This is a genomic window from Ruegeria meonggei (assembly GCF_900172215.1).
Taxonomy (GTDB): Bacteria; Pseudomonadota; Alphaproteobacteria; order Rhodobacterales; family Rhodobacteraceae; genus Ruegeria; species Ruegeria meonggei.
Window position 1 is genome coordinate 25,660 of the sequence record NZ_FWFP01000004.1, and the last position, 20,853, is coordinate 46,512.

Here is a 20,853-nt window from a genome sequence, read left to right on the forward strand (position 1 = left end):
ATCATCCAAGGTTAAAGAAGGCCCCTTAACGGGTAGCACGTGGTTTGTATAGACGTAGTTTGATATTGTTGTTGGCAACGGCAGGGTCAAATTTTGCCAGAAGTTTGCAATGAATGGAAAGATTTTACGGGCCTGATCAGATCAAAGGTCGCTTGAACTGCGCAGATAGCTGCCGATCACTGCCCGGCAGCCCCTGTCCCAAATTGCGGGCAGCCAATGAGAAAACTCCTGTGCAAACAGGCGGTTTTGCCCCAATTCGCCATAGAGGCCGGTTTGATCGATCCAGGCTTGAGGGTTTTCCTTGGCGACAAGGGCGGTTTTATGCAGCGCGCTCCAAATCGGGTCGTTGGGCGCGATTTCTGTGCCGTCTTCGCGAGTTCCCGCACACATCCGGGCCCAGAGGGCTGCGGCCAGTGCCAGTCCAGCGATAGGCGATCCGGTTACCAAGGCCTCACGTAGTGAGGGCAGCAAGAAGCCGGGATGCCTGGACGACCCGTCAAACGCAACGCGGCGCGTGGTGTCATGAATGGCTGCATTGGAAAACCGGCGCGCGACCAGGTCCAGGTATTGCGCAGGCGATGTGCCGGGCACGGGCGCGACCTGGGGCAGAATTTCGTCGCGTTGCACTTTCACGAAGAAGTCAGAGATTTGTGGGTCTTGCATGCAGTCCGAAATTGTCGGGACGTTCAGGATTTCCCCGACATTCGCAAGCAACTGGTGGCCACCATTCAGGATGCGCAGTTTCATCGCTTCATAGATGTGGACATTGTTTGTCATAGTGACGCCGACCTGTTCCCAAGACGGTCGGCCCGCGCAGAAATCGTCTTCGATCACCCATTGACGGAAGTTCTCATGTGTGACCGGGGCGTGATCCTCAATGCCCAGAGCCAGACACTGAGACAACACCTGATCGGTGGTCGCAGGAACGATGCAATCCACCATAGAGTTGGGGAACGCCCCGTTGTGATTGATCCATTCAGCGAGGTCAGGATCGGACAGCCGCGCAAGGCCGACAACACAGTTGCGCAGGATTGTTCCATTGCCCTGAAGGTTATCGCAGCTTAGCGCGGTAAACGGATTTATCCCAGCATCGCGGCGTTGGCGCAGGGCGGCAACGATGGCCCCAAACGCGGTGCGAGGGTGATGCGGATGTTCTGCGTCGTGGCGAATGTCGTCATGGGTGGCGTCAAACGCACCTGTGTTGGCATCTAGGTAATACCCCCCCTCGGTCACGGTCAGCGAGACGATCCTGATCGCAGGGTCCGACATCTGCCGGATCAAGGGTGCATTTTCAGTCTCGATTGGCAGATAGCTAATCATCGGCCCGATGACCTCGGCCGACATACCCGAAGGGTCAAGCTCGATCAGGGTCGTCAGACAGTCCTGCGCGATCAGCTTTTCGCGCATGCTGGCGTCATAGCCGCGTATGCCAGCCCCGATGATGGCCCAGTCCTGCGCCAGACCCTGCTGCATGAGTTGGTGGATGTACCACGCCTGATGGGCACGGTGGAAATTGCCCAAACCAATATGAACAATACCGGGGGTCAGCTCATCGGTTTCGTAGTTGGGTGTTTTGACCGTCAGGGGAAGGTCATCCAGCCCGCTGCGTTTCAGTTTTGTTGGGGTATGTGCATGCGCCAGAGGGTCCATCAGCTCATCCAGTTTCCGCCGTCTACATTGTAGGTCTGGGCCACGATGTACCGGGCCTCGTCCGAGGCTAGAAATACGGCCATTCCGGTCAGGTCTTCGGCTTGACCCATCCTCCCAAAAGGCACCGAGGCCGCAACTTCGCGCTTTTTTTGGCCCGGTGCCTTGCTTTCGTGTTTGGCGAAAAACGCATCGACCCCATCCCAGTGTTCGCCATCCACAACGCCCGGGGCGATGGCGTTCACGTTGATCCCGTGTTCGATCAGGTTCAGCCCCGCGGATTGCGTCAGAGAAATGATCGCGGCCTTGCTGGCGCAGTAGACGGCGACCAATGGCTCGCCGCGCCGCCCGGCCTGAGACGCCATATTGATGATGTGGCCCCGGACCTTGTTGTCGATCATATGTCGCGCAACAGCTTGCAGGGTGAACAGGGTTCCGGCGACGTTGATGTCGAACACGCGTTGATATTCGCCGCGGTCAATCTCGACAATCGGAGCGGCTGTGAAGATCGCAGCGTTGTTGATCAGAATGTCGATAGGGCCGAACTGATCGGCAGTGCGCGCAATCGCGACATCAATGCTGTTCTGGTCGGTTACATCCATTTCAACGGCAAGCGCAGCTGCGCCGATTTCTTCGGCGGCTGCGCGGGCGCGGTTGATATCGATGTCCGCAATGGTAACACGTGCGCCTTCGGCCACATAGGCTTTGGCAAAGGCCAGCCCGATGCCGCGCGCGGCCCCTGTAATCAGAGCGGTTTTGCCGGCCAGCCGCGTCATCCGATCCGCAACCCCTGTGCGTCGAAGCGATGAATGACATCTGAACGCGGGGTCAGGTGAATTCGGTCGCCGTGGCGGAAGTCGACTTCACCGTCGGCCCGAACAGTCAGCGTTTCCGCCAGTCCGGTCTCGTGGACATGAAAGAAGGTATCAGACCCCAAGTGCTCTGAGACGCTGACAATCCCCGACCATGTGCCCTCGGTGTTGGAAACAGCGATGTGCTCGGGCCGGATGCCAATGGTATGAGCGTTGTGTTTTGCGGCCTCTTCGCCTTCGAAAAAGTTCATTTTTGGCGATCCGATGAAGCCTGCCACAAACAGATTGCGGGGCGTGCGGTAAAGCTCCAGCGGGCTTCCGACCTGCTCGATGACACCGGCCTGAAGCACGACGATCTTGTCGGCCATTGTCATCGCCTCGACCTGATCGTGGGTCACGTAAATCATCGTTGTCTCAAGACGTTCGTGCAGTTCGCTGATTTCCAAGCGCATACCGACGCGCAGGGCGGCGTCGAGGTTGGACAGCGGCTCGTCAAACAGGAACGCTGCCGGTTCACGCACAATCGCGCGTCCGATGGCAACCCTTTGGCGCTGACCGCCCGACAATTGGCCGGGACGGCGATCCAGATAGTCGGCCAGGTTCAGGACGCTGGCAGCACCCTCAACCCGGCGGTCAATCTCTGCCTGATCCAGTTTTGCCATGCGCAGCGGGAACGCGATGTTTTTGCGCACTGTCATGTGCGGATAGAGCGCATAGGACTGGAAAACCATCGCCAGACCGCGTTTCGCGGGCGGCACATCAGTGGCGTCGGACCCGTCGATGTCAATCGTGCCAGAGGTCATGTCCTCCAACCCTGCAATCAGGCGCAATAAAGTGGACTTACCGCAACCCGAGGGGCCGACAAAGACAGTGAATTCGCCGTCTTCGATGGTCAGGTCCAGCGGAGGGATGACCTGCACGTCACCGAAGCTTTTGGTCACGGACTTGAGTTGAATGCGTCCCATGAGGAGTGCTCCTTATTTCACAGCGCCGAAGGTCAGGCCGCGGACAAGTTGTTTCTGGCTAAACCAGCCAAGGATCAGGATTGGTGCAATCGCCATCGTCGAAGCCGCGCTGAGCTTGGCAAAGAACAGACCTTCCGGGCTGGAATAGCTGGCGATAAAGGCGGTCAACGGTGCTGCGTCGACTGCGGTTAGGTTGAGGGTCCAGAACGCTTCGTTCCAGGCCAGGATGAAGTTGAGCAGTACCGTTGAGGCGATGCCGGGTATGGCCATGGGTGTCAGGACATAGAGGATTTCCTCTTTCAAGGTTGCCCCATCCATTCGCGCAGCTTCCAGAATCTCACCGGGAATTTCGCGAAAGTATGTGTACAGCATCCAGACGATGATCGGCAGGTTGATCAGCATCAGCACCACGACCAACCCTCCGCGGCTGTCCAGCAGTCCCAGTTGAATGAACAGCAGGTAAATCGGGTAGAGCACGCCAACCGCTGGCAGCATCTTGGTGGACAGCATCCACAGCAGAATGTCCTTGGTGCGCTTTGAGGGCACAAATGCCATCGCCCAGGCTGCCGGAACAGCGACGATCACACCAAGAATGGTCGAGCCCCCCGCGATGATCACCGAGTTCCAAAGAAACCGCATGTAATCTGAGCGTTCCTGCACGATGGCATAGTTTTCTAGCGTCCAGTCAAAGTTCAGGAAGATAGGTGGGCTGGCAATCGCCTGCGCCTCGGTTTTGAAGCTGGTCAGGATCGTCCACAGGATCGGGAAAAAGATCAGCAGACCAACGGCCCAAGCAAAGGCGGTGTTCAGGGTCTTGCGACGGGTCGTGACGGTGCGGGCCATGTCGTTATCTCCTCACGCGTCCAGGTTTTTGCCGACGATGCGCATCAGGAAGATGGCAACGATATTGGCAAGGATGATGGCGTAGACACCGCCTGCAGACCCCAAACCGACATTCTGACTTTCCAGAACGCGCTGGAAGATCAGGTAAGTCAGGGTGCGGGTGCCAAAGGCGCCACCTGTGGTTACGAAAATCTCGGCGAAGATCGACAGCAGAAAGATCGTCTGGATCAGGATCACGATTGTGATCGCCCGGCCGAGATGCGGCAGAATGATGTGATAAAAGCGTTTCAGTGGCGGTGCGCCGTCCATTTCAGCGGCCTCCAGCTGTTCGCTGTCCAGCGACTGAATCGCGGTCAGCAGGATCAGTGTCGCGAAGGGCAGCCATTGCCACGAAACGATCATCACGATCGAGGTCATCGATGCCTCGGACAGCCATGAGATCGGCTCAGCCCCGAAAAAGCGCCACAGATGGGCCAGTAACCCGTTCACAGGATCCATAAACATGTTCTTCCAGACCAGTGCTGACACGGTTGGCATCACAAAGAACGGCGCGATCACAAGGATGCGGACAACGCCCTGTCCCCACATTGGTTGATCCAGCAGCATTGCCAGCAGGATGCCCAGAACAACCGTGATCGCAAGCACACCGCCAACGATCACCAGCGTGGCCTGAACCGCAGGCCAGAAGGTACTGGAGGATACAAACCGGACGTAGTTGTCGAAACCGACCCAGCCCAGATCACCGCCGCGCAGGGGCAGGTATTTCTTGAAGGAAAAATACAGTGTCATTGTCAGCGGCACGAGCATCCAACCCAGAAGCAGGATCACTGCGGGTGCCATCATAAAGCGTGCTACGGATCGGGAATGCTGAGTAGCCATGACGCAAGACCTCTCTGTTCAGGCTCAACCAGCCTGCGAGAAAAAATCAAATTTTGGAAGTCGGGAGCGGGGGGCAGGAGCCTGCCCGCCCGCTTGGGAGAATGCCTCAGTAGCCTGCGGCTTCCATCTCTTCTGCGGTGAAGGCCTGCGCTTTTGCCAGCGCCTCATCCACCGATTGCTGCCCGGCGTAGACCGCCGAGAATTCCTGGCTTACCTGTGTGGCGATGCCTGCAAATTCCGGGATCGCTGCGAACTGGATGCCGACATATGGCACCGGCTTTACAGTTGGATTATTCGGATCAGCCGACAGGATCGATTCCAGTGTTTTCTTGGCAAATGGAACGGCCTGATAGTCTGGGTTCTCATACAGCGAGGTGCGCGCACCCGGCGGTACGTTGGCCCAGCCTTCGTTTTCAGCCACCAGCTCGATGTAATCCTTGGACGTTGCCCATTCGATGAACTGTTTGGCTGCATCCGCTTGCTCGGTGCCCTCTGGAATGGCCAGAGCCCAGGCCCAGAGCCAGTTGGAGCGCTTGTCGACACCTTCTGCGTTAGGAGCCAATGCAAATCCAACCTTGTCGGCAACGGTCGAGTCGTCAGGATTGGTCACAAACGAGGCCGCAACAGTGGCATCGATCCACATGCCGCATTTGCCTTGCTGGAACAGTGACAGGTTTTCGTTGAACCCATTGGTAGCATATCCGGCTGGACCGGATTCATTCATCATGTCAACGAAGAAGGTCAGCGCATCTTTCCATTCCGGCTGATCAAACTGGGGTTTCCAGTCTTCATCAAACCAGCGCGCGCCGAATGAGTTGGCGGTTACAGTGATGAACGCGCCGCCTTCACCCCAACCGGCCTTGCCGCGCAGGCAGATTCCGTTGATCTCGTTATCGCGATCCGTCATGGCTGCCGCAGCTTCGCGGATGAACTGCCAGGTCGGTGCCTCGGGCATCTCCAGACCGGCCTTCTCCATCAGGTCGGTCCGATACATCACCATCGAACTTTCGCCATAGAACGGTGCTGCATAAAGCGTGCCATCATTGCTAAGGCCGTTGCGCATCGCCGGTAGGATGTCATCGACATCGTATTCAGCAGACAGCCCGTCCAGCGGCACCAGCCAGTCATTTGCGCCCCAGATCGGCGTTTCGTACATGCCGATGGTCATGATGTCGAACTGGCCACCTTTGGTGGTGATGTCGGTGGTCACGCGCTGACGCAGCACGTTTTCTTCCAGCGTCACCCATTCAACGTCGATGCCGGTCGCTTCGGTGAAATTGTCGGTATAGCCCTGCATCCGGATCATGTCGCCGTTGTTTACGGTGGCGATCGTGATGGTTTGCGCATGAGCCGCTGCCGTTGCAACGAATGTCAATGCAGTCGCCGCACGAAGTGCGTTCTTGAGATACATCCCTGTCCTCCCTGAGCTTGGATGTCGTGCAGGAAGCGTAGTTCAGAAATTGTCGCGGCGTCAATAAAAACTTTACGCGCGTTAAGTTTTGATGTCAGGCAGACTCGCGCAGTACCAGCCTGGCAGGGAACAGGGTTTCCGCGCGGTTAGAAAATTTCCCACCACTTTCAATAAGTTCGAACAAGGTTTCGACGCTGCGACCGGCCACGTTGTCATAATCATGCGCGGCCGTTGTCAGGGACGGGCAGGTGAATCGGGCAAAGGGGTGGCCGTCGTTTGACGCCACCCGCAGCGCGCAATCGGCTGTTCGGCCGACGCGAATCCCTTGCTCGTAACAGGCGGACAGAAAGCCAATCGCCAGACGGTCATTGCTGCACAGAACCGAGTTCGTCTTCAACTCTTGACGCTCCAGAACCCTGGCCGCGCCTTGGCGACCAATCTCTTCAAAGGCCCAGCCTTCGCCGTCGATCTTGATGACATGCGGTTCAAACCCGTGCCGCTCCATAACCTCGATATAGGCCTTGCGCCGCTTGTTGGCGTTTGGATTGGCGGGTGTGCGCATTTCAAAGAATGATGGCGGCTCGCCGGTGCGGGTCATGTATTCGACGGTCTGGGATACAAAGCTGAAATTGTCTGAACCGACAAAAGCAGCGCCCAGCCCTTCGAGGTTGCTGTCAAACAGGATGGTCGGCACGTTTTCGCAAAATTTCTCGATCTGCGATCGATCCGAGGCCCGACCCAGTGGGGCCAGCAAGACACCGGCAGGTTTCAGCGACCGCAGGCTGTCGAGGATCTCATTCTCCAGTTTCTGCTCGCCATGTGAACTGAACAGTGACGGTCGGTAGCCCGCTGCGATACAGCTTTGTTCCAGGTATCGGGCAATTTCGACAAAGAACGGATCGGCCAGGTAGGGCACCACGATGCCGATATTCTTGGTCAGCTTCCGGTTCTGGTTTACCGCGAAGATGTTTGGGCGATAGTCGAACCGCTCCAGAGCCTCCTCGATCCGCGCCCGTGTAGTGGCCCGCACGCTGTCAGGATCGTGAAAGTACTTGGACACTGTGGGTCTGGAGATACCGCTGACGGCGGCAAACTCCTCCATATTCTTTATTTTGGTCATGCTCACCAGCCTGCGGATGGACGCCGCCTAAATCTTGTCGCAACTTTACATATTCTTTGCGCGCGCCAAAAAATCAATAGGCTGGGTTCGACAAGCGGCCATCTGCCCGAGCTTGAACGTGGAAGGGACGCATACCTTTGCGCAAGTTCTGGCCCAGGTCGTTCGAATGGGCGATTTTCCCGATCAGAGGTCCGCCGCGCCAAAAATACAGTGTCTAACTGGTAAAGACACTCTGATCATAGCGGTTAAATGCACCGCTGATATCCGGGTTTAGACGCTTTGTTATGTAGATGTTGGCGATCTCAGCTTTTCGACCAGGAAATCCAGAAATACGCGCACCTTGGACAGGACATACTGCCGAGACGGATAGACAGCATACAGCGACGTTTCGTTTGGGGACCAATCTGTCAGCGCTGTGCACAATCGGCCAGACGCCAAATCTTCCGCGACATACATACGGGGAATAAGGCTGAGGCCAAACCCTGCGCGCAATGCATCACGGACAGCCAGGCTGGATGAGACTTTGTAACGGCCCCGAACCGGTACTTTTCTGATCCGCCCAGCTTTGTGGAACGTCCATTCCGTGGCATGGTCGGACAGGCTGAATTGAATGCAATTGTGTTGCACCAAATCTTCTGGTCGTGTTGGCAGCCCATGCATTTCGAAATACGAAGATGCGGCGCAGAGTACATGATCCATCCGCATGAGTTTCCGCGCAATTAGCCCGGAATCTTCGAGGTTGTCGCTGCCCCTGAGTGCAATGTCTACACCTTCCTCCACAAGGTTAACGCGACGATCCTCAAGGCGCAGATCCAGCGACATATCTGGGTAACGGTTCAGGAATTCCGGAATGGCATCGGAAAGACCCACAAGCGTCATCGTCATAGGGGCGCTGACACGCAGCAGGCCCGTGGGAGTGTTTTGAATGGCCTGCAGGGCGCTGTCCGCCTCGTGCAGGTCGTCGAGAATCCGGGTCACACACTCAAAATACTGGGCTCCGGCCTCGGTCAGGCTCATCCGGCGGGTGGTGCGGCTGATCAGACGCGCGGAAAGATGTGCCTCCAGTTCACTGACATTCTTGCTGACAGCGGCGGGGGACAGGCCAAGGTGTCGAGAAGCCGCAGCGAAACTGCCAAGATCAACCACTGTTCGGAAGACGGTAAGTGCGGTCATTCGGTCCATTATTATTTACTAACGGTAAAGAAAGACTTCAGCAATTAGCAAATTATCTACCGCGGGAAGCTGGCGTATCAAGGGGCAGAACTTCAAAAGTTACATCCACGGAAGAGAGCCCGCCATGCATACCGCAAGAACCGCTGACCACCCAATCGAACCGCTTATCCTGTCGCGTTGGTCACCACGTGCCTATGATGCGTCACAGATGCCGCAAAGCGATCTTTTGACCATTCTCGAAGGTGGGCGTTGGGCCCCGTCGGCTTTTAATATCCAACCTTGGCGTTTTCTGTATGCGCGCCGTGAAGACAAACATTGGTCGGCTTTCACTTCAATTCTGAACCCCGAAAACCAGGAGTGGGCGCGGCAGGCATCCGCTTTGATCTTTCTGATTTCAGACACGGTGATGCCTGCAGATGGCAATCGGCTTGATGCAACGTCGAACTATAATAGTTTTGATGCAGGAGCAGCCTGGATGCAGGTTGCGCTTCAGGCCACAGCCCTGGGTTACGGCGCCCATGCAATGGCCGGCCTCAACTTTGATCAGGCCTCGAAAGTGCTGAACCTGCCTGACCGGTTCCGACTAGAGGTGGGGATCACAATCGGGCGCGCAGGTGACACCTCGGGCCTGTCCGACGACCTAAGGGCCCGTGAAGTGCCGAGTGGCCGGATGCCGTTGAAACAGATTTCTTATTCCGGCCCGTTCCCGGTCCGGTTTCACGACATTGCAGCGGAATAGGAAGGTTTCTATGTCCTTTGCTGATAGACCACCTCATAAGGCCGCAGCGAACTGGCAAGTTCAGGGCCTCATGCTGATTGCAACCTTCCTTGTTGCCACGTCCTTTCCGGTTGTCGCTGCCATTACAGACAGCGTTGACAGCAGTGTCCTTACCTTCCTGCGCTTTGCCCTTGCGACCGTGCTTTTTGCACCGCTGGTTGCCTGGCGATACGGGCTCGGGCGACCCGGCCTGTACGATTTGATGCGCTATGGGGTGCTCAGCTTTCTGCTGGTTACGTTTTTCTGGTGTATGTTCGCATCCCTGCGCCTGACATCGCCGTTGAACACAGCGGCAATCTTTTCCCTTAGCCCCGTTATCACAGCGGGCATTGCAGCGGTGCTGTTGCGCGACAGGATAGGGCTGTCGGCACGTATTGCTCTTCCTATCGGAGCAGCAGGCGCAATCTGGGTCGTCTTTCGCGGCGATCTTGCCGCAATGATGGCGGTGCGGATCGGGGCAAGCGATCTGTTGTTTTTTGGCGGTACAATTGCGTTTGCAGTCTATAGCACTTTGGTGAAAGTCTTGCATCGTGGCGAACCCCTGGCCCGGATGACGTTCTGGATTCTGGCAACTGGCACGGTCTGGCTGTTCCTGTTGTCTGTCCCCGACCTGAGCCGCGTAGCATGGACCGAGATACCGGCTACAACTTTTGCGGGGATCGCATATCTGTCGGCCTTCACCACCATTGTGACTTTCTTCCTGTTTCAGTGGGGCACAACACAGATCGGTCCGACCCGTGTGACGTCCTACACGTTTCTGAACCCGGTGTTGGTGCTTTTCATTGGCTTGGCATTTGGCGACGCTTTACCACCCGTCGCGATCTGGCCGGGCATAGGATTAGCCATTTCCGCAACTATCGTTCTGCAGCTGAACGGTGTGCACAAAGGTCTGAAAGAAAAGCCGATTTCAGGTGCTCCAGCGCCGCAAGGCAGGGCATGAACGGCGCAATTCGCGTGCAACCCCGTGGTGTTCACAGCGCTGACATCAGATCACGGGCAACTCGGGGTCCGCGCGTTCAGACAACAGAGCCGCACCGTCGACGCGCACCACGATATTCTCTTCGTGGACCATGATCCGGCCGTCACCGTAGCTAAGCGAGGGTTCCAGCGTCAGCACCATGTTCTCGGTGATCACCGTGTCGTCAAACGCGGCGTGCGAAGGCCATTCAGTCAGTTGCATTCCCAGTCCGTGACCAAGCCGCCCAACGTCGCCCCCCTGATCATCCAACTCGGCGATCACCGAGTTCATGGTTTGAAACAATTCACGGCAACTGGTGCCGGGGCGCGCGGCAGCAATACCGGCCTCGGTCGCGCGCCACAGAACGTCATAGGCGCGTCTTGAGGCGCTGTCGGCTGCACCAATGGCAAAATTGCGGTCGAAATCGCAGAAATAGCCGTCCCAATTGGCCCCGGTGTCCAGCATCAGGATATCCCCGCGCGTCAGCGGTCGCCGAGAGGGTGGTGAAATCACGTCGTGATAACCGCCAGTATCTGCGCCGCCGACTAGGTAAGGCACATCATCGGCCCCTTGCGCCAGTGCTTCGCGCCGGAACTCTCGGAACAGGTCCTCAAGCGGCAGGCCCTCTCGGGCAAGCGCGGGGACGCGGGCAAAACTGCGCGAGCCGATGGCGCAGATATGGGCCAGCTTTTCTATTTCGGCTTCGGATTTCACCATGCGCAGCGCGCGGATCACTGCGGTGGAATCTGCCACTCGCAATCCGGGCACCCCCAGCATCAGCCGTTCATAATCTCCCAGTGGCATGCGCAGCGCTGTTTCGTGCCCCTTCATCACACCAATCGTGTCGCCGCCCTGCGCCAGCGGCGTTAGTAAATCGGTGAGCAGGCTGATGCCGTCGTCTTGTGGTGCCGGGGCGCTCCAAGTCCGGATGTCGTCGATCCAGGTGTGGCGCATCAGCTCCGCGCCGATCTCGGGGATGATCGCAATCGGCTTGCCCGAGGCCGGGACGAACAGGAACCATGGCCGGGTGGGGCTTTGCCAGAACAGCGTTTGAAAGCCACTGAAATACCGCACCTCGGCCTCTGTCATCAGCAGCAGACCAGCCATGCCAGCCGCCGCCATGCGGGTCTGCGCGCGTTGGGTCCGAGCGGCGAATTCGGATTCCGAAAAACCTCTTTCGGGTGCGGTCATCAGTTTGGTCCTTTTCGAACAGGCAGCCGGTCCTGTACCAGCCTTACCCAGAACTCTGCCCCGATAGGCAGCAGATCATCATTGAAATCATAGTCAGACGCATGCAGCGGTTGCCCGTTTGGACCACCCTCGCCATTGCCAAGCAGCAGGAAACAACCGGGTACGGCGGCGCAGAAATGGGCAAAATCCTCGGAAAAGCTCATCGGTGGGCGGTTGCGGATCAGATCACAACCCGCAGTGTCGGCAGCGCGATAAACGGCCTGGGTGGGGGCGTCGGCATTTATGGTTTCGATGAACTCGGTGTTGAACGTCACCGTTGTCAGAACGCCATGGGCTGCGGCGATGCCTTCGGCAATCCGGCGCATATGCGTTTCGATGGCCATCCGATCCTGCGGGGATCGGGCGCGGAAGTCGCCTTTTAACAGGGCCTTACCGGGCAGAACATTGCGTTGCCCGTCTGTCAGAAACTCGGTAACCGAGACAACGGCCCCGGCATCAGGCGCCAATTTGCGCGCCACGATAGTCTGCAGCGACATGACCACTTCGGCACCAACGGTAATTGCATCCACCCCGGCCTGTGGCATCGAGGCATGCCCGCCCTGCCCATCAATGGTGATTTCAAACAATGTCTCGCTGTTGCAGATGATACCCGACCGGGATGAGATCTGACCAACCGGCGCGCCGGGCAGGTTGTGAATTGCGTAGACCTCGTCCAAAGGCAGCTGGTCTAGCACACCTTCGTCGATCATGGCCTGCGCACCCAGCCCGTGTTCTTCGTTAGGCTGGAACAACAAGACCACAGTGCCGTCAAAACCACCCTCGGTCACCAGCCGTTCAGCCGCGCCCAACAGCATTGTCATATGGCCATCATGGCCGCAGGCATGCATGACGCCTGCTGTCCGCGAGGGGTAATCGTGGGCCGAAGTCTCGGTGATTGGCAAAGCGTCCATATCCGCCCGCAGCCCGATGGCGCGGTTGCCTTGTCCGGCGCGCAGCACTCCGACAACGCCTGCGCCTTCGTGCACCTCTACCCCAAGGCGGCGTAATTCTTGCGCAACGATGGCTTTTGTTCGCTTTTCTTGGAACCCCAGTTCAGGGTTACGGTGAAAGTCGTGGCGCTGTTGGATCAGGCGGGTGTGAAAATCGGTCATGGTGTCACGTCATGGATCAAGGTAGCGCATGCTACGACGAACGGACCATGTTGCGGCATATTAAAAGCGACAGACTGCGATAAAATTTATCGCGATCCTTCGATTTCGTGATTCAATTTTTCACACTATGCCGAAAGGCCCACGTCTTTCGCTGGTGATTCAGCGCAGCGTGGGTCCCGTCAAACCGGTATGGACAAGCCGACTTTGGTTCGCTCCATCGCAACGGATGTTCTGAACCGTCGGACATTAGAGTTTTCAAAGAACAACCGATGGGTCAGCGCCTCAAAATCCTGCATGTCTTGCGCGGTGCAAACCAGAATGAAATCAGCATCCCCCGTCACGTAATAGCATTGCTGAACCTGCGGCTCTGCCTTGACCCGTTTGCGAAACAGGTCGAGCTGCTGCAGCGATTCCCGTTCCAGTTCAACCATAACAATAAAGGTCATGTTGTAGTCGAAACTGGACGGGTTGAGGATGGCAACCTCGCGCTGGATGACGCCCGTATCCTTGAGCCGCTTCAGGCGGCGCTGCACCGAGGGCACTGACAACCCACAGCTGTCGGCCAATGCATCCAAACCGATTCGGCGGTCTACCTGAATCGCTTGTAGGATAATCCGGTCGGAATCGTCGATCTCTACATTCATGCAACTTAACCTCGCGGCTTTGCCAAATTTAGAAAAAAGTAGTTACGAGGAAGCTATAACATGAAAAAGCAAATCACAACGATGGTGTAATCCTAATGGGATGAAACACACCGACAGCATTCACTTTGCCCCGGACTTTGAGCGCGCCGTGAAACACTTCAAGGCGCAGGATGACTATACGACCTCTCCGTTGCTGACACTGCAGGCCCCTGGCGGGATCAGTATCAGGGTAAAGGACGAAACCAACCGGATGGGACTTGGTGCCTTCAAGGCCTTGGGTGCCCCTTACGCCGTGGCCCGCATTCTTGAAACCGAATGGGCGGCACAAGCCGGCGAGACGTTGACCCCCGAGCGTATGAACGATCCAGACGTCCGCGCCTATGCCGCAACGCGCACCTTTGTGTGTGCCAGCGCTGGCAACCACGGCATGGGCGTTGCAGCAGGTGCCAAGGCCCTGGGTGCAAATGCGCGTATTCATCTGGCCCAAACCGTCCCGGCCAGCTTTGCCGATCGCCTGAGGGCCTTTGATGCCGAGGTGGTCTGGTCAGGCGACGTCTATGACGAAAGTGTCGCCGCGGCCATTACCGACGCCGACAGTACCAGCGCTACCCTTTTGGCTGACGGAACATGGCCCGGATACACAGAAATTCCAAAATCCGTCATGGAAGGCTACTGCATTATTGCCGAGGAAATGCGCGAAACGTTTGCTGCCTCTGGCGTCTGGCCAACCCATGTGTACCTGCAGGCAGGTGTCGGTGGTCTGGCTGCCGCAATGGCTCATATGATCCGCCTGAACTGGGCCGAGCAACCCACGCTGATCGTCGTTGAACCCGAAGCTGCCGCCTGTCTGAAGGCCAGCCATCTTGCGGGCGCGCCGTCACGGTCGGACGGGCCCGAATCGAATATGGGTCGTCTGGACTGTAAAGAGCCGTCGATCGTCGCGTGGCATACGCTGGAGCGGTGCGACGTGACCTATCAGACAATCAGCGAAGACGAAGCTGAGGCCGCGGCACAAGCCGTCACCAGTATGGGGCTGCCCACCACCCCATCCGGAGCGGCCGGCTATGGCGCGCTGGTGAAACAGCTTTCCGACATTAACCCCGGCAAGGATTTCCGACCTCTTGTCATCATCTCAGAAGGTCCCGCTTAAGCGGACCAAGAAAGGAACTGGTATGAAGAAAACGATCAGAAAGTACATTCTGCCTTCGTTGCTGACCGTTGGTCTGGCCACAGGTGTCAACGCAGAGACGTGGAAATTTGCGTCCGAAGAAGACAAGAACGACGTGCAGGATATCTTTGCTCAGGCGTTCGCAGAGACGATAAAAGAAGAATCCGGCGGCGATATCAAGGTACGGATCTATTACTACGGCCAGCTCGGCACCGAAAATGACATTGTCGAGCTGACCTCGAAAGGAACGGTACAGTTCGTCTCTGTCGGTACCGGCCATCTGGGATCCTACGTGCCCGAAGTACAGGCGCTGAGCGTGCCGTATGTTCTGGGTACCGATGTCGAAGTTGTGCGCAATGTTCTGACCAGCAGTCCGACTATCTATCAGGACCTCAGCGCAAAATTCGAAAAGGTGAACCTAAAGCTGCTGACCATGATCAGTGAAGGCGAAATGGTCTGGGGTGCCAATCAGGCAATTCGCAGCCCCGCAGACTTTGAAGGCCAGAAAATCAGGACTTTCACCTCGACCATTCCGGTTGAAACCTACAAAGCCTTTGGTGCAACCCCGACCCCACTGTCCTGGGGTGAGGTGTATGGTGCACTGCAGCTGAAGACCGTCGATGGCATGGTGAACCCGATCTACTTTGTCTACAATGCCAAGTGGCACGAAGTTCAGGACTACCTGATGTTCCCCGGCCAACAGCCTTATGTCGGCACTGTTTCAACCAACAACGAATGGTTCAACAACTTGTCTGCGGGCAAGCAACAGATGGTCCTTAAGGCGACTGAAGTTGCCGAGCAGGCAGCGCATGAGTATCAACTGAAGATCAACAACGAAAACATGGACAAAATCATCGCGGAACGCCCCGACCTGCAAGTCGTGGTGTTGACCGAAGAAGAGCGCGCCGTGTTTCAAGAGCTGAGCACCACGTTGCATGAGACCTTTTATGGTGTTGTCGAGAATGCCTATGACGATGCTGACAAGGCCAGTGCCCGTGAGAATGCCCAGAAAATTCTGCAAAACCTGATTCAGGAAGTTCAGGCTGCGTCCTGATCCCTGACTGAAAACCTGAGACGCGCGGGCTCAGACGAACCCGCGCGTCTTGTCTTATGAGCTGAGTGGAGACGGCTCATGTCCGACGACATTGGGGGGAGACCATGAAGACATTATTGCTTACGGTAAGCCGAGGCACCGAGCTCATCGAAAAATGCGTCATCATCTGCGCAATCCTTCTGATGATGGTCAACTCGACCGCCAACGCCATCGGCAGATACGCGTTTGACCGCAGCATCTTCTTTTCCGAAGAACTGAACCAGTTCCTGATCGTAGCGGTGACATTCGTGGGCTTTGCCTATGCTGTACGCAAGGGCCGCAACATTCGCATGACGGCACTGTATGATTCCCTGAACGACAGGTCGAAAAAAGCTCTTTTGACCCTGATCTCGCTTGCGACCGGATTGTTGTTGCTGTTCCTGACCTACAAATCCGTCTTCTATGTATTGGAGATCAAGGACATCAACCGCCTCAGCCCGGCGCTGCAATTTCCGGTCTATATCGTTTATTCGATCATCCCCATCGGGCTGGGCATGGCCAGCCTTCAATTCCTGATCGCCTTTGTGATGAACGTGACCCACGAAGGCCGATACCTGTCTTACGAGATCAAAGACGGTGAAGCCGAAGATATCGGGGTGTAACATGTCAGGAATTATGGAGTTTCTCGGCGATGTCATCGCCGGTGAGTTGGATATCTATGTCATGACCTTCACCCTTGTTGTGGTGATGGTTGTCCTGTTGTTTCTCAGCTTTCCGATGGTTGTCCCTCTCGCCATCGGAGCGTTGATCGGATTGCTGCATTTCTCGCAAAGCGACACCGGCGTGATCATTCAGCAGATGGTGACCGGTATTTCACCCAACGCGTTGATCGCGGTGCCAATGTTCATTTTGGCAGCGGATATCATGGCGCGGGGGCATACCGCGAATAACTTGCTGGGGCTGATCGAGGCGTTCTTCGGTCATCGTCGCGGCGGCCTTCCGATCACAGCGTGTATCAGTTGCACCCTGTTTGGGTCGGTTTCCGGTTCAACACAGGCAACTGTAGTGTCCGTGGGGCAGATCATGCGCCCCAAATTGTTGAAGGCAGGTTACAAGGACAGCTTTGTCATGGCGTTGATCATCAATGCCAGCGATATCGCGTTCCTGATCCCGCCCAGCATCGGTCTGATTCTCTATGGCACGCTGGCCAATACCAGTGTCGGAGAGCTGTTCATCGCCGGAATCGGACCTGGGATCGTTCTGGCCTTACTGTTTTCGGCCTATTGCTATGTCTACAGCGTCTATCAGGGTGACCAGATTGCTTTGGTGGAAAAGAAAACCACCGCGGAGCGGCTGCAATCGATCCGCAAGGCGTTGTTGCCGCTGGGCTTTCCGGCGCTGATCGTCGGCGGGATTTATTCCGGCGCGGTGACCCCGACCGAGGCCGCATCCTTTTCGGTTCTCTATGCGTTGATCGTGGAATGTGTGATCTACCGCGAACTCAAGCTGAACGATGTGCTGGATGCCGCTCTCAGCACCGGGTTGATCACGGCTGTTGTCTTTATCCTCGTTGGTATGGGGCAGGCGTTCTCGTGGTACATTTCGTTCGAACAAATTCCACAAGGATTGCTGGAGCCGCTGAACCTTGAGGGCGCGTCGGACGAATACATTCTGTTTGTGATCGCGCTGTGTTTCTTTATTGGCTGCATGTTTGTCGACTCACTGGTCGTACTGGTCATCCTGACACCGATCTTTGTACCCATCGTCGATGCCTCTGGCCTCGATCCGGTTCTGGTGGGTGTCATGGTGACGCTGCAAATGGCCATTGGGTCTGCTACGCCGCCTTTTGGCTGCGATATCTTCACGGCGATCGCAATTTTCAACAAACCATATCTTGAGGTCATTCGCGGAACGTTTCCGTTCATCGTGATCCTGATGCTGATGTCCGCGTTGCTGATTTTCTTCCCCGGCATCGCGCTATTCCTTCGGGATCTCGCGCTGTTGTAAAGACCTCAAGAACCTGACCTCAGCCTGTCACCTAACCTCGGGATGGGCTGAGGTCAGACAAAACCCAAAGCATGGCTTTTCTCGTCGGGCTAGGGCGTTCAGCCCCAATCGAGGGTTTGTCGCGGAACAAGTAGGGCGCGCCATTTGATCCAACTCGATCCGGTGACGTTCCGATTTCGTCAGGTGTTGTCTGGTCTACATCACGACAACCGACTGGTCCCGTTATCGGTCTTTTGCCCTCATTGAAGCCAGACCGCAATTATAAGCAATCTTAATGAGACTGACACAATTCAACCATCCGACCTGACTATTCCATGGATGCGGCGCGCTCCGGGGGTTTAATGATTTAACGAGGGGGTATGAGTTCAGCGCGCCGTACCTCTGTTAAACCGGGATGCATTTGGGGTACAAACCTCTACGAGGTCAGGAAATCGTACAGGTCAATCGCGTTTTTAGGCAGGCTAACGTTTTGTTTCCGGCATAGAAAATAGGCGCTTTTTGGCCTTAGGCTTTGCTGTCCAATCCTGACCAACGCTCCGCTTGCAAGCTCTTGTTGCATCATCGCCTCGTTCACCAGTGCAACACCGGCGCCGTCCAGCGCTTTGCCAACAGATTGTACGTAACTGCTGCAGTCAATCTTTGACCAATTGCCAATGCCGGGAAGGTCAAGTTTCTTTAACCAGATCTGCCAGTTGATCCAATCCGGTGCCAGACTGGGGAACTCCAGTATCGGCGGCGCCTGACTGAATTGAGGGTTGGCGGAAAACATCCCTGATTGCACCGCCTGTCTGGCAACCTCGGACGTGGCAACGGGAACCATCTGGACGTCCAGTAAACGGGTACTCTCCCACCCGGGAATGTGGCCGTCACAGTAAACAACGGCCATATGATGCACGTCCGACAGCAATTCCGATGTCGCCTCGGTCGTTCGAATGTTCACGTCACATGCCGCATCGCCGAAGGAAAAGGCGCGCAGGCGTTGATGCAGCCAAAACATTGACAGCGCCGTGTTGGCCGCGATCTGGACAGCCGGTTGCTCAGGGGATTTGATCTTTTGGATTGCGCGATCCAGAAACTCCAGCGCCATCTCCACGTCAGACGCCAGTTCACGGCCCGTTTCAGTCAACTCCAAATTTCGCCCGTCGCGGGAAAACAGCGGCGATCCCAACCATTCTTCCAACCGGTGAATGCGTTTGCTGACCGCAGCCTGAGTGACAAACAGAGTGTCAGCGGCATGTGTCAGGCTTTTGCTGCCCGCAGCTGCTTGAAAGAATAGTAGATTGTCCAGCGGCGGCAGCGACTTGCGATAGTTTTTCATTCCAAAAGGTTATGAAAATCTCCGGCGTATTTCAACAATGTGCAGTTAGCTCGGTCCAGGCGCCATATTGCGACAAGAAAACCTGACCATTCAGCTTTTTGGGGAAATCTGTGCGGTTCAGCCTGTCCATGACCGGGCCTTTGACCTCGGACAGATGCAGCCCCACACCCATATCGGTCAGACGCCTATTGATTGCCTCCAGGCTTTCCAGAGCCGAGAAATCTACTTCGTTCACAGCTGAAAACAATAGGATTACATGTCGTAACGTGCACCCTTCGGTGACGCGCTGTTGCACCATATCCTCAAGAAATCGCGCGTTCACGAAATAGAGGCTTTCATCCACACGCAACGTCACCACCGCCGGGTTGGTTTCCACATCGTGACGCAGCACGTTGCGGAAATGCTGGGTGCCGGGAACAAGGCCCACCTCTGCCACATGCGGGCGCGATGTTTTATACAGGTGCAACAGAACCGAGATCACGACCCCCGATGCCACCCCGGCCTCGATCCCCAGGCCCAATGTCAAAAGGATGGTGACTGCCACGGCGGTGAAATCGGCGCGGGAATAGTCCCAGGTCTTTTTCAGGATCGACAGGTCAACAAGACTAAGGACCGCGACGATGATGGTTGCCGCCAGCGTTGCCTTTGGCAGATAATAGACGAGGGGCGTCAGAGCCACCGCGGCTATGGCCAAGCCAACGGCGGTGAATGCTCCGGCGGCGGGTGTCTCTGCCCCGGCATCGAAATTGACAACGGACCGGGCAAAGCCGCCGGTGACAGGATAACCGCCGGTAAAGGCCGCCCCAAGATTGGCTGCACCCAGACCGATCAGTTCTTGGTCCGGGTCGATCCGCTGGCGTTTCTTTGCCGCCAGTGTCTGCGCGACCGAAACGCTTTCGACAAAGCCGATGATTGAAATCAGGATGGCAGGAACGACAAGCGCGCGGAACAGATCAACAGAAAAGCTGGGCAAGGTGAGGGGCGGCAGGCTTTGCGGCACGGCCCCGACGATTTTCACGCCCTGACCTGTAAGGTCCATGCTCCAAACAGCAACTGTTGTCGCAATTACGGCGGCCACAGGCCCGGCCTTGGTCAGAAAATCTGCCAAAACAGGTGGTGTTCCCAATCCGCGCAGGAAGGGTTTCAGGCTTTTGCGGACCCAAAACAGAAATCCAGTGGCCAGAATGCCGAGTGTCAGCGTGATGATGTTGAGTTCGGGTAGGTGGGACAAGAGCGATCCCAGCATTTCGGGCAACGTATGTCCGTGCGCGCTCACGCCCAGAATGTGTTTGAGCTGACTGGTAGCGATCAGGATGCCCGAGGCGGTGATAAACCCCGCGATCACCGGATGGCTCAGGAAGTTGGCCAGAAATCCCAGCCGCAGTATACCCATCAACAGCAGAAACCCGCCGGACAGGAACGCCAGCGTCAGGGCTGCCACCGCATACCCCGCCGTACCCTGTTCGGCGATCTGCCCGATGGTTGCGGCAGTCATAAGCGACACGACGGCCACAGGGCCCACCGCCAGCGAGCGGCTGGTGCCAAATATTGCATACAGCACGATCGGCACGATTGAGGCATAAATGCCGGCCTCGGGCGGCAAGCCAGCCAGCAAGGCATAGGCCAGCGACTGCGGGATCAGCATGATCGTCACGATCAAGGCCGCGATCAGATCGTTAGAAAGGGCCGCGCGCGTGTAGCTGCGGCCCCAATCCAGAACCGGGACAAAGGGGCGGAGTCGTTCGATCATGTATC

19 protein-coding genes are annotated in these 20,853 nt (G+C 56.6%); 6 read left to right on the plus strand and 13 right to left on the minus strand.

The window, feature by feature from the left end:
• Window positions 1-141: 141 nt before the first annotated feature.
• From RUM8411_RS07365 to RUM8411_RS07400, 8 genes are all read right to left on the minus strand, one after another.
• Window positions 142-1,650: a mannitol dehydrogenase family protein gene (locus tag RUM8411_RS07365; RefSeq protein ID WP_085822055.1), complete on the minus strand. Its 1,509-nt coding sequence runs from the start codon at window positions 1,648-1,650 to the stop codon at window positions 142-144.
• Window positions 1,650-2,423 (minus strand): L-iditol 2-dehydrogenase, encoded by a 774-nt coding sequence (locus RUM8411_RS07370; RefSeq protein WP_085822056.1) that lies wholly within the window; start codon window positions 2,421-2,423, stop codon window positions 1,650-1,652. Before RUM8411_RS07370 ends, RUM8411_RS07365 begins: the two co-directional genes overlap by 1 nt.
• On the minus strand, window positions 2,420-3,424 hold the full coding sequence (locus RUM8411_RS07375; RefSeq protein ID WP_085822057.1) for an ABC transporter ATP-binding protein: 1,005 nt from the start codon (window positions 3,422-3,424) through the stop codon (window positions 2,420-2,422). The genes RUM8411_RS07370 and RUM8411_RS07375 overlap by 4 nt, the downstream gene beginning before the upstream one ends.
• A gap of 12 nt (window positions 3,425-3,436) precedes the next feature.
• Window positions 3,437-4,267, minus strand: coding sequence for a carbohydrate ABC transporter permease (locus RUM8411_RS07380; protein ID WP_085822058.1), 831 nt, complete (start codon window positions 4,265-4,267; stop codon window positions 3,437-3,439).
• A gap of 12 nt (window positions 4,268-4,279) precedes the next feature.
• Window positions 4,280-5,146: a carbohydrate ABC transporter permease gene (locus tag RUM8411_RS07385; RefSeq protein WP_085822059.1), complete on the minus strand. Its 867-nt coding sequence runs from the start codon at window positions 5,144-5,146 to the stop codon at window positions 4,280-4,282.
• Between the two features lie 106 nt (window positions 5,147-5,252).
• Entirely contained in the window at window positions 5,253-6,557 is a 1,305-nt protein-coding gene (locus RUM8411_RS07390; protein ID WP_085822060.1) for an ABC transporter substrate-binding protein, read from the minus strand.
• 94 nt (window positions 6,558-6,651) lie between these two features.
• Window positions 6,652-7,677: a LacI family DNA-binding transcriptional regulator gene (locus RUM8411_RS07395; RefSeq protein ID WP_085822061.1), complete on the minus strand. Its 1,026-nt coding sequence runs from the start codon at window positions 7,675-7,677 to the stop codon at window positions 6,652-6,654.
• A 282-nt stretch (window positions 7,678-7,959) separates the two neighbouring features.
• Window positions 7,960-8,850, minus strand: a complete 891-nt coding sequence (locus RUM8411_RS07400; RefSeq protein ID WP_200818547.1) for a LysR family transcriptional regulator — start codon at window positions 8,848-8,850, stop codon at window positions 7,960-7,962.
• 124 nt (window positions 8,851-8,974) lie between these two features.
• On the opposite strand from RUM8411_RS07400, the gene RUM8411_RS07405 reads away from it, so the two are divergent.
• Window positions 8,975-9,589: a nitroreductase family protein gene (locus RUM8411_RS07405; RefSeq protein ID WP_085822063.1), complete on the plus strand. Its 615-nt coding sequence runs from the start codon at window positions 8,975-8,977 to the stop codon at window positions 9,587-9,589.
• Window positions 9,590-9,599: 10 nt separating this feature from the next.
• Window positions 9,600-10,568, plus strand: coding sequence for a DMT family transporter (locus RUM8411_RS07410; protein WP_085822064.1), 969 nt, complete (start codon window positions 9,600-9,602; stop codon window positions 10,566-10,568).
• Between the two features lie 45 nt (window positions 10,569-10,613).
• Here RUM8411_RS07410 and RUM8411_RS07415 read toward each other — a convergent pair whose 3' ends face one another.
• The 3 genes from RUM8411_RS07415 to RUM8411_RS07425 all read right to left on the minus strand — a co-directional run bounded on the left by RUM8411_RS07415 (window position 10,614) and on the right by RUM8411_RS07425 (window position 13,572).
• Window positions 10,614-11,777 carry a M24 family metallopeptidase gene (locus tag RUM8411_RS07415; protein ID WP_085822065.1) on the minus strand — a complete coding sequence of 388 codons (1,164 nt, stop codon included), beginning with the start codon at window positions 11,775-11,777 and terminating at the stop codon, window positions 10,614-10,616.
• Window positions 11,777-12,928, minus strand: a complete 1,152-nt coding sequence (locus tag RUM8411_RS07420) for an amidohydrolase (protein WP_085822066.1) — start codon at window positions 12,926-12,928, stop codon at window positions 11,777-11,779. Before RUM8411_RS07420 ends, RUM8411_RS07415 begins: the two co-directional genes overlap by 1 nt.
• A 179-nt stretch (window positions 12,929-13,107) precedes the next feature.
• Window positions 13,108-13,572, minus strand: a complete 465-nt coding sequence (locus tag RUM8411_RS07425; RefSeq protein WP_085822067.1) for an Lrp/AsnC family transcriptional regulator — start codon at window positions 13,570-13,572, stop codon at window positions 13,108-13,110.
• 100 nt (window positions 13,573-13,672) lie between these two features.
• Between RUM8411_RS07425 and RUM8411_RS07430 the strand changes: the two genes are divergently transcribed.
• From RUM8411_RS07430 to RUM8411_RS07445, 4 genes are all read left to right on the plus strand, one after another.
• Complete coding sequence (locus RUM8411_RS07430) at window positions 13,673-14,722, plus strand: pyridoxal-phosphate dependent enzyme (protein WP_085822068.1); 1,050 nt, start codon at window positions 13,673-13,675, stop codon at window positions 14,720-14,722.
• Window positions 14,723-14,744: 22 nt separating this feature from the next.
• A complete protein-coding gene (locus tag RUM8411_RS07435; protein WP_085822069.1) occupies window positions 14,745-15,794 on the plus strand; it encodes a TRAP transporter substrate-binding protein in 1,050 nt (349 codons plus the stop codon).
• Window positions 15,795-15,898: 104 nt separating this feature from the next.
• Complete coding sequence (locus RUM8411_RS07440; RefSeq protein ID WP_085822070.1) at window positions 15,899-16,435, plus strand: TRAP transporter small permease; 537 nt, start codon at window positions 15,899-15,901, stop codon at window positions 16,433-16,435.
• A gap of 61 nt (window positions 16,436-16,496) precedes the next feature.
• Window positions 16,497-17,780 carry a TRAP transporter large permease gene (locus tag RUM8411_RS07445; RefSeq protein WP_200818554.1) on the plus strand — a complete coding sequence of 428 codons (1,284 nt, stop codon included), beginning with the start codon at window positions 16,497-16,499 and terminating at the stop codon, window positions 17,778-17,780.
• A gap of 415 nt (window positions 17,781-18,195) precedes the next feature.
• Here RUM8411_RS07445 and RUM8411_RS07450 read toward each other — a convergent pair whose 3' ends face one another.
• Window positions 18,196-19,098: a LysR family transcriptional regulator gene (locus RUM8411_RS07450; protein WP_085822072.1), complete on the minus strand. Its 903-nt coding sequence runs from the start codon at window positions 19,096-19,098 to the stop codon at window positions 18,196-18,198.
• 31 nt (window positions 19,099-19,129) lie between these two features.
• On the minus strand, window positions 19,130-20,848 hold the full coding sequence (locus RUM8411_RS07455) for a SulP family inorganic anion transporter (protein ID WP_085822073.1): 1,719 nt from the start codon (window positions 20,846-20,848) through the stop codon (window positions 19,130-19,132).
• Between the last annotated feature and the right edge of the window lie 5 nt (window positions 20,849-20,853).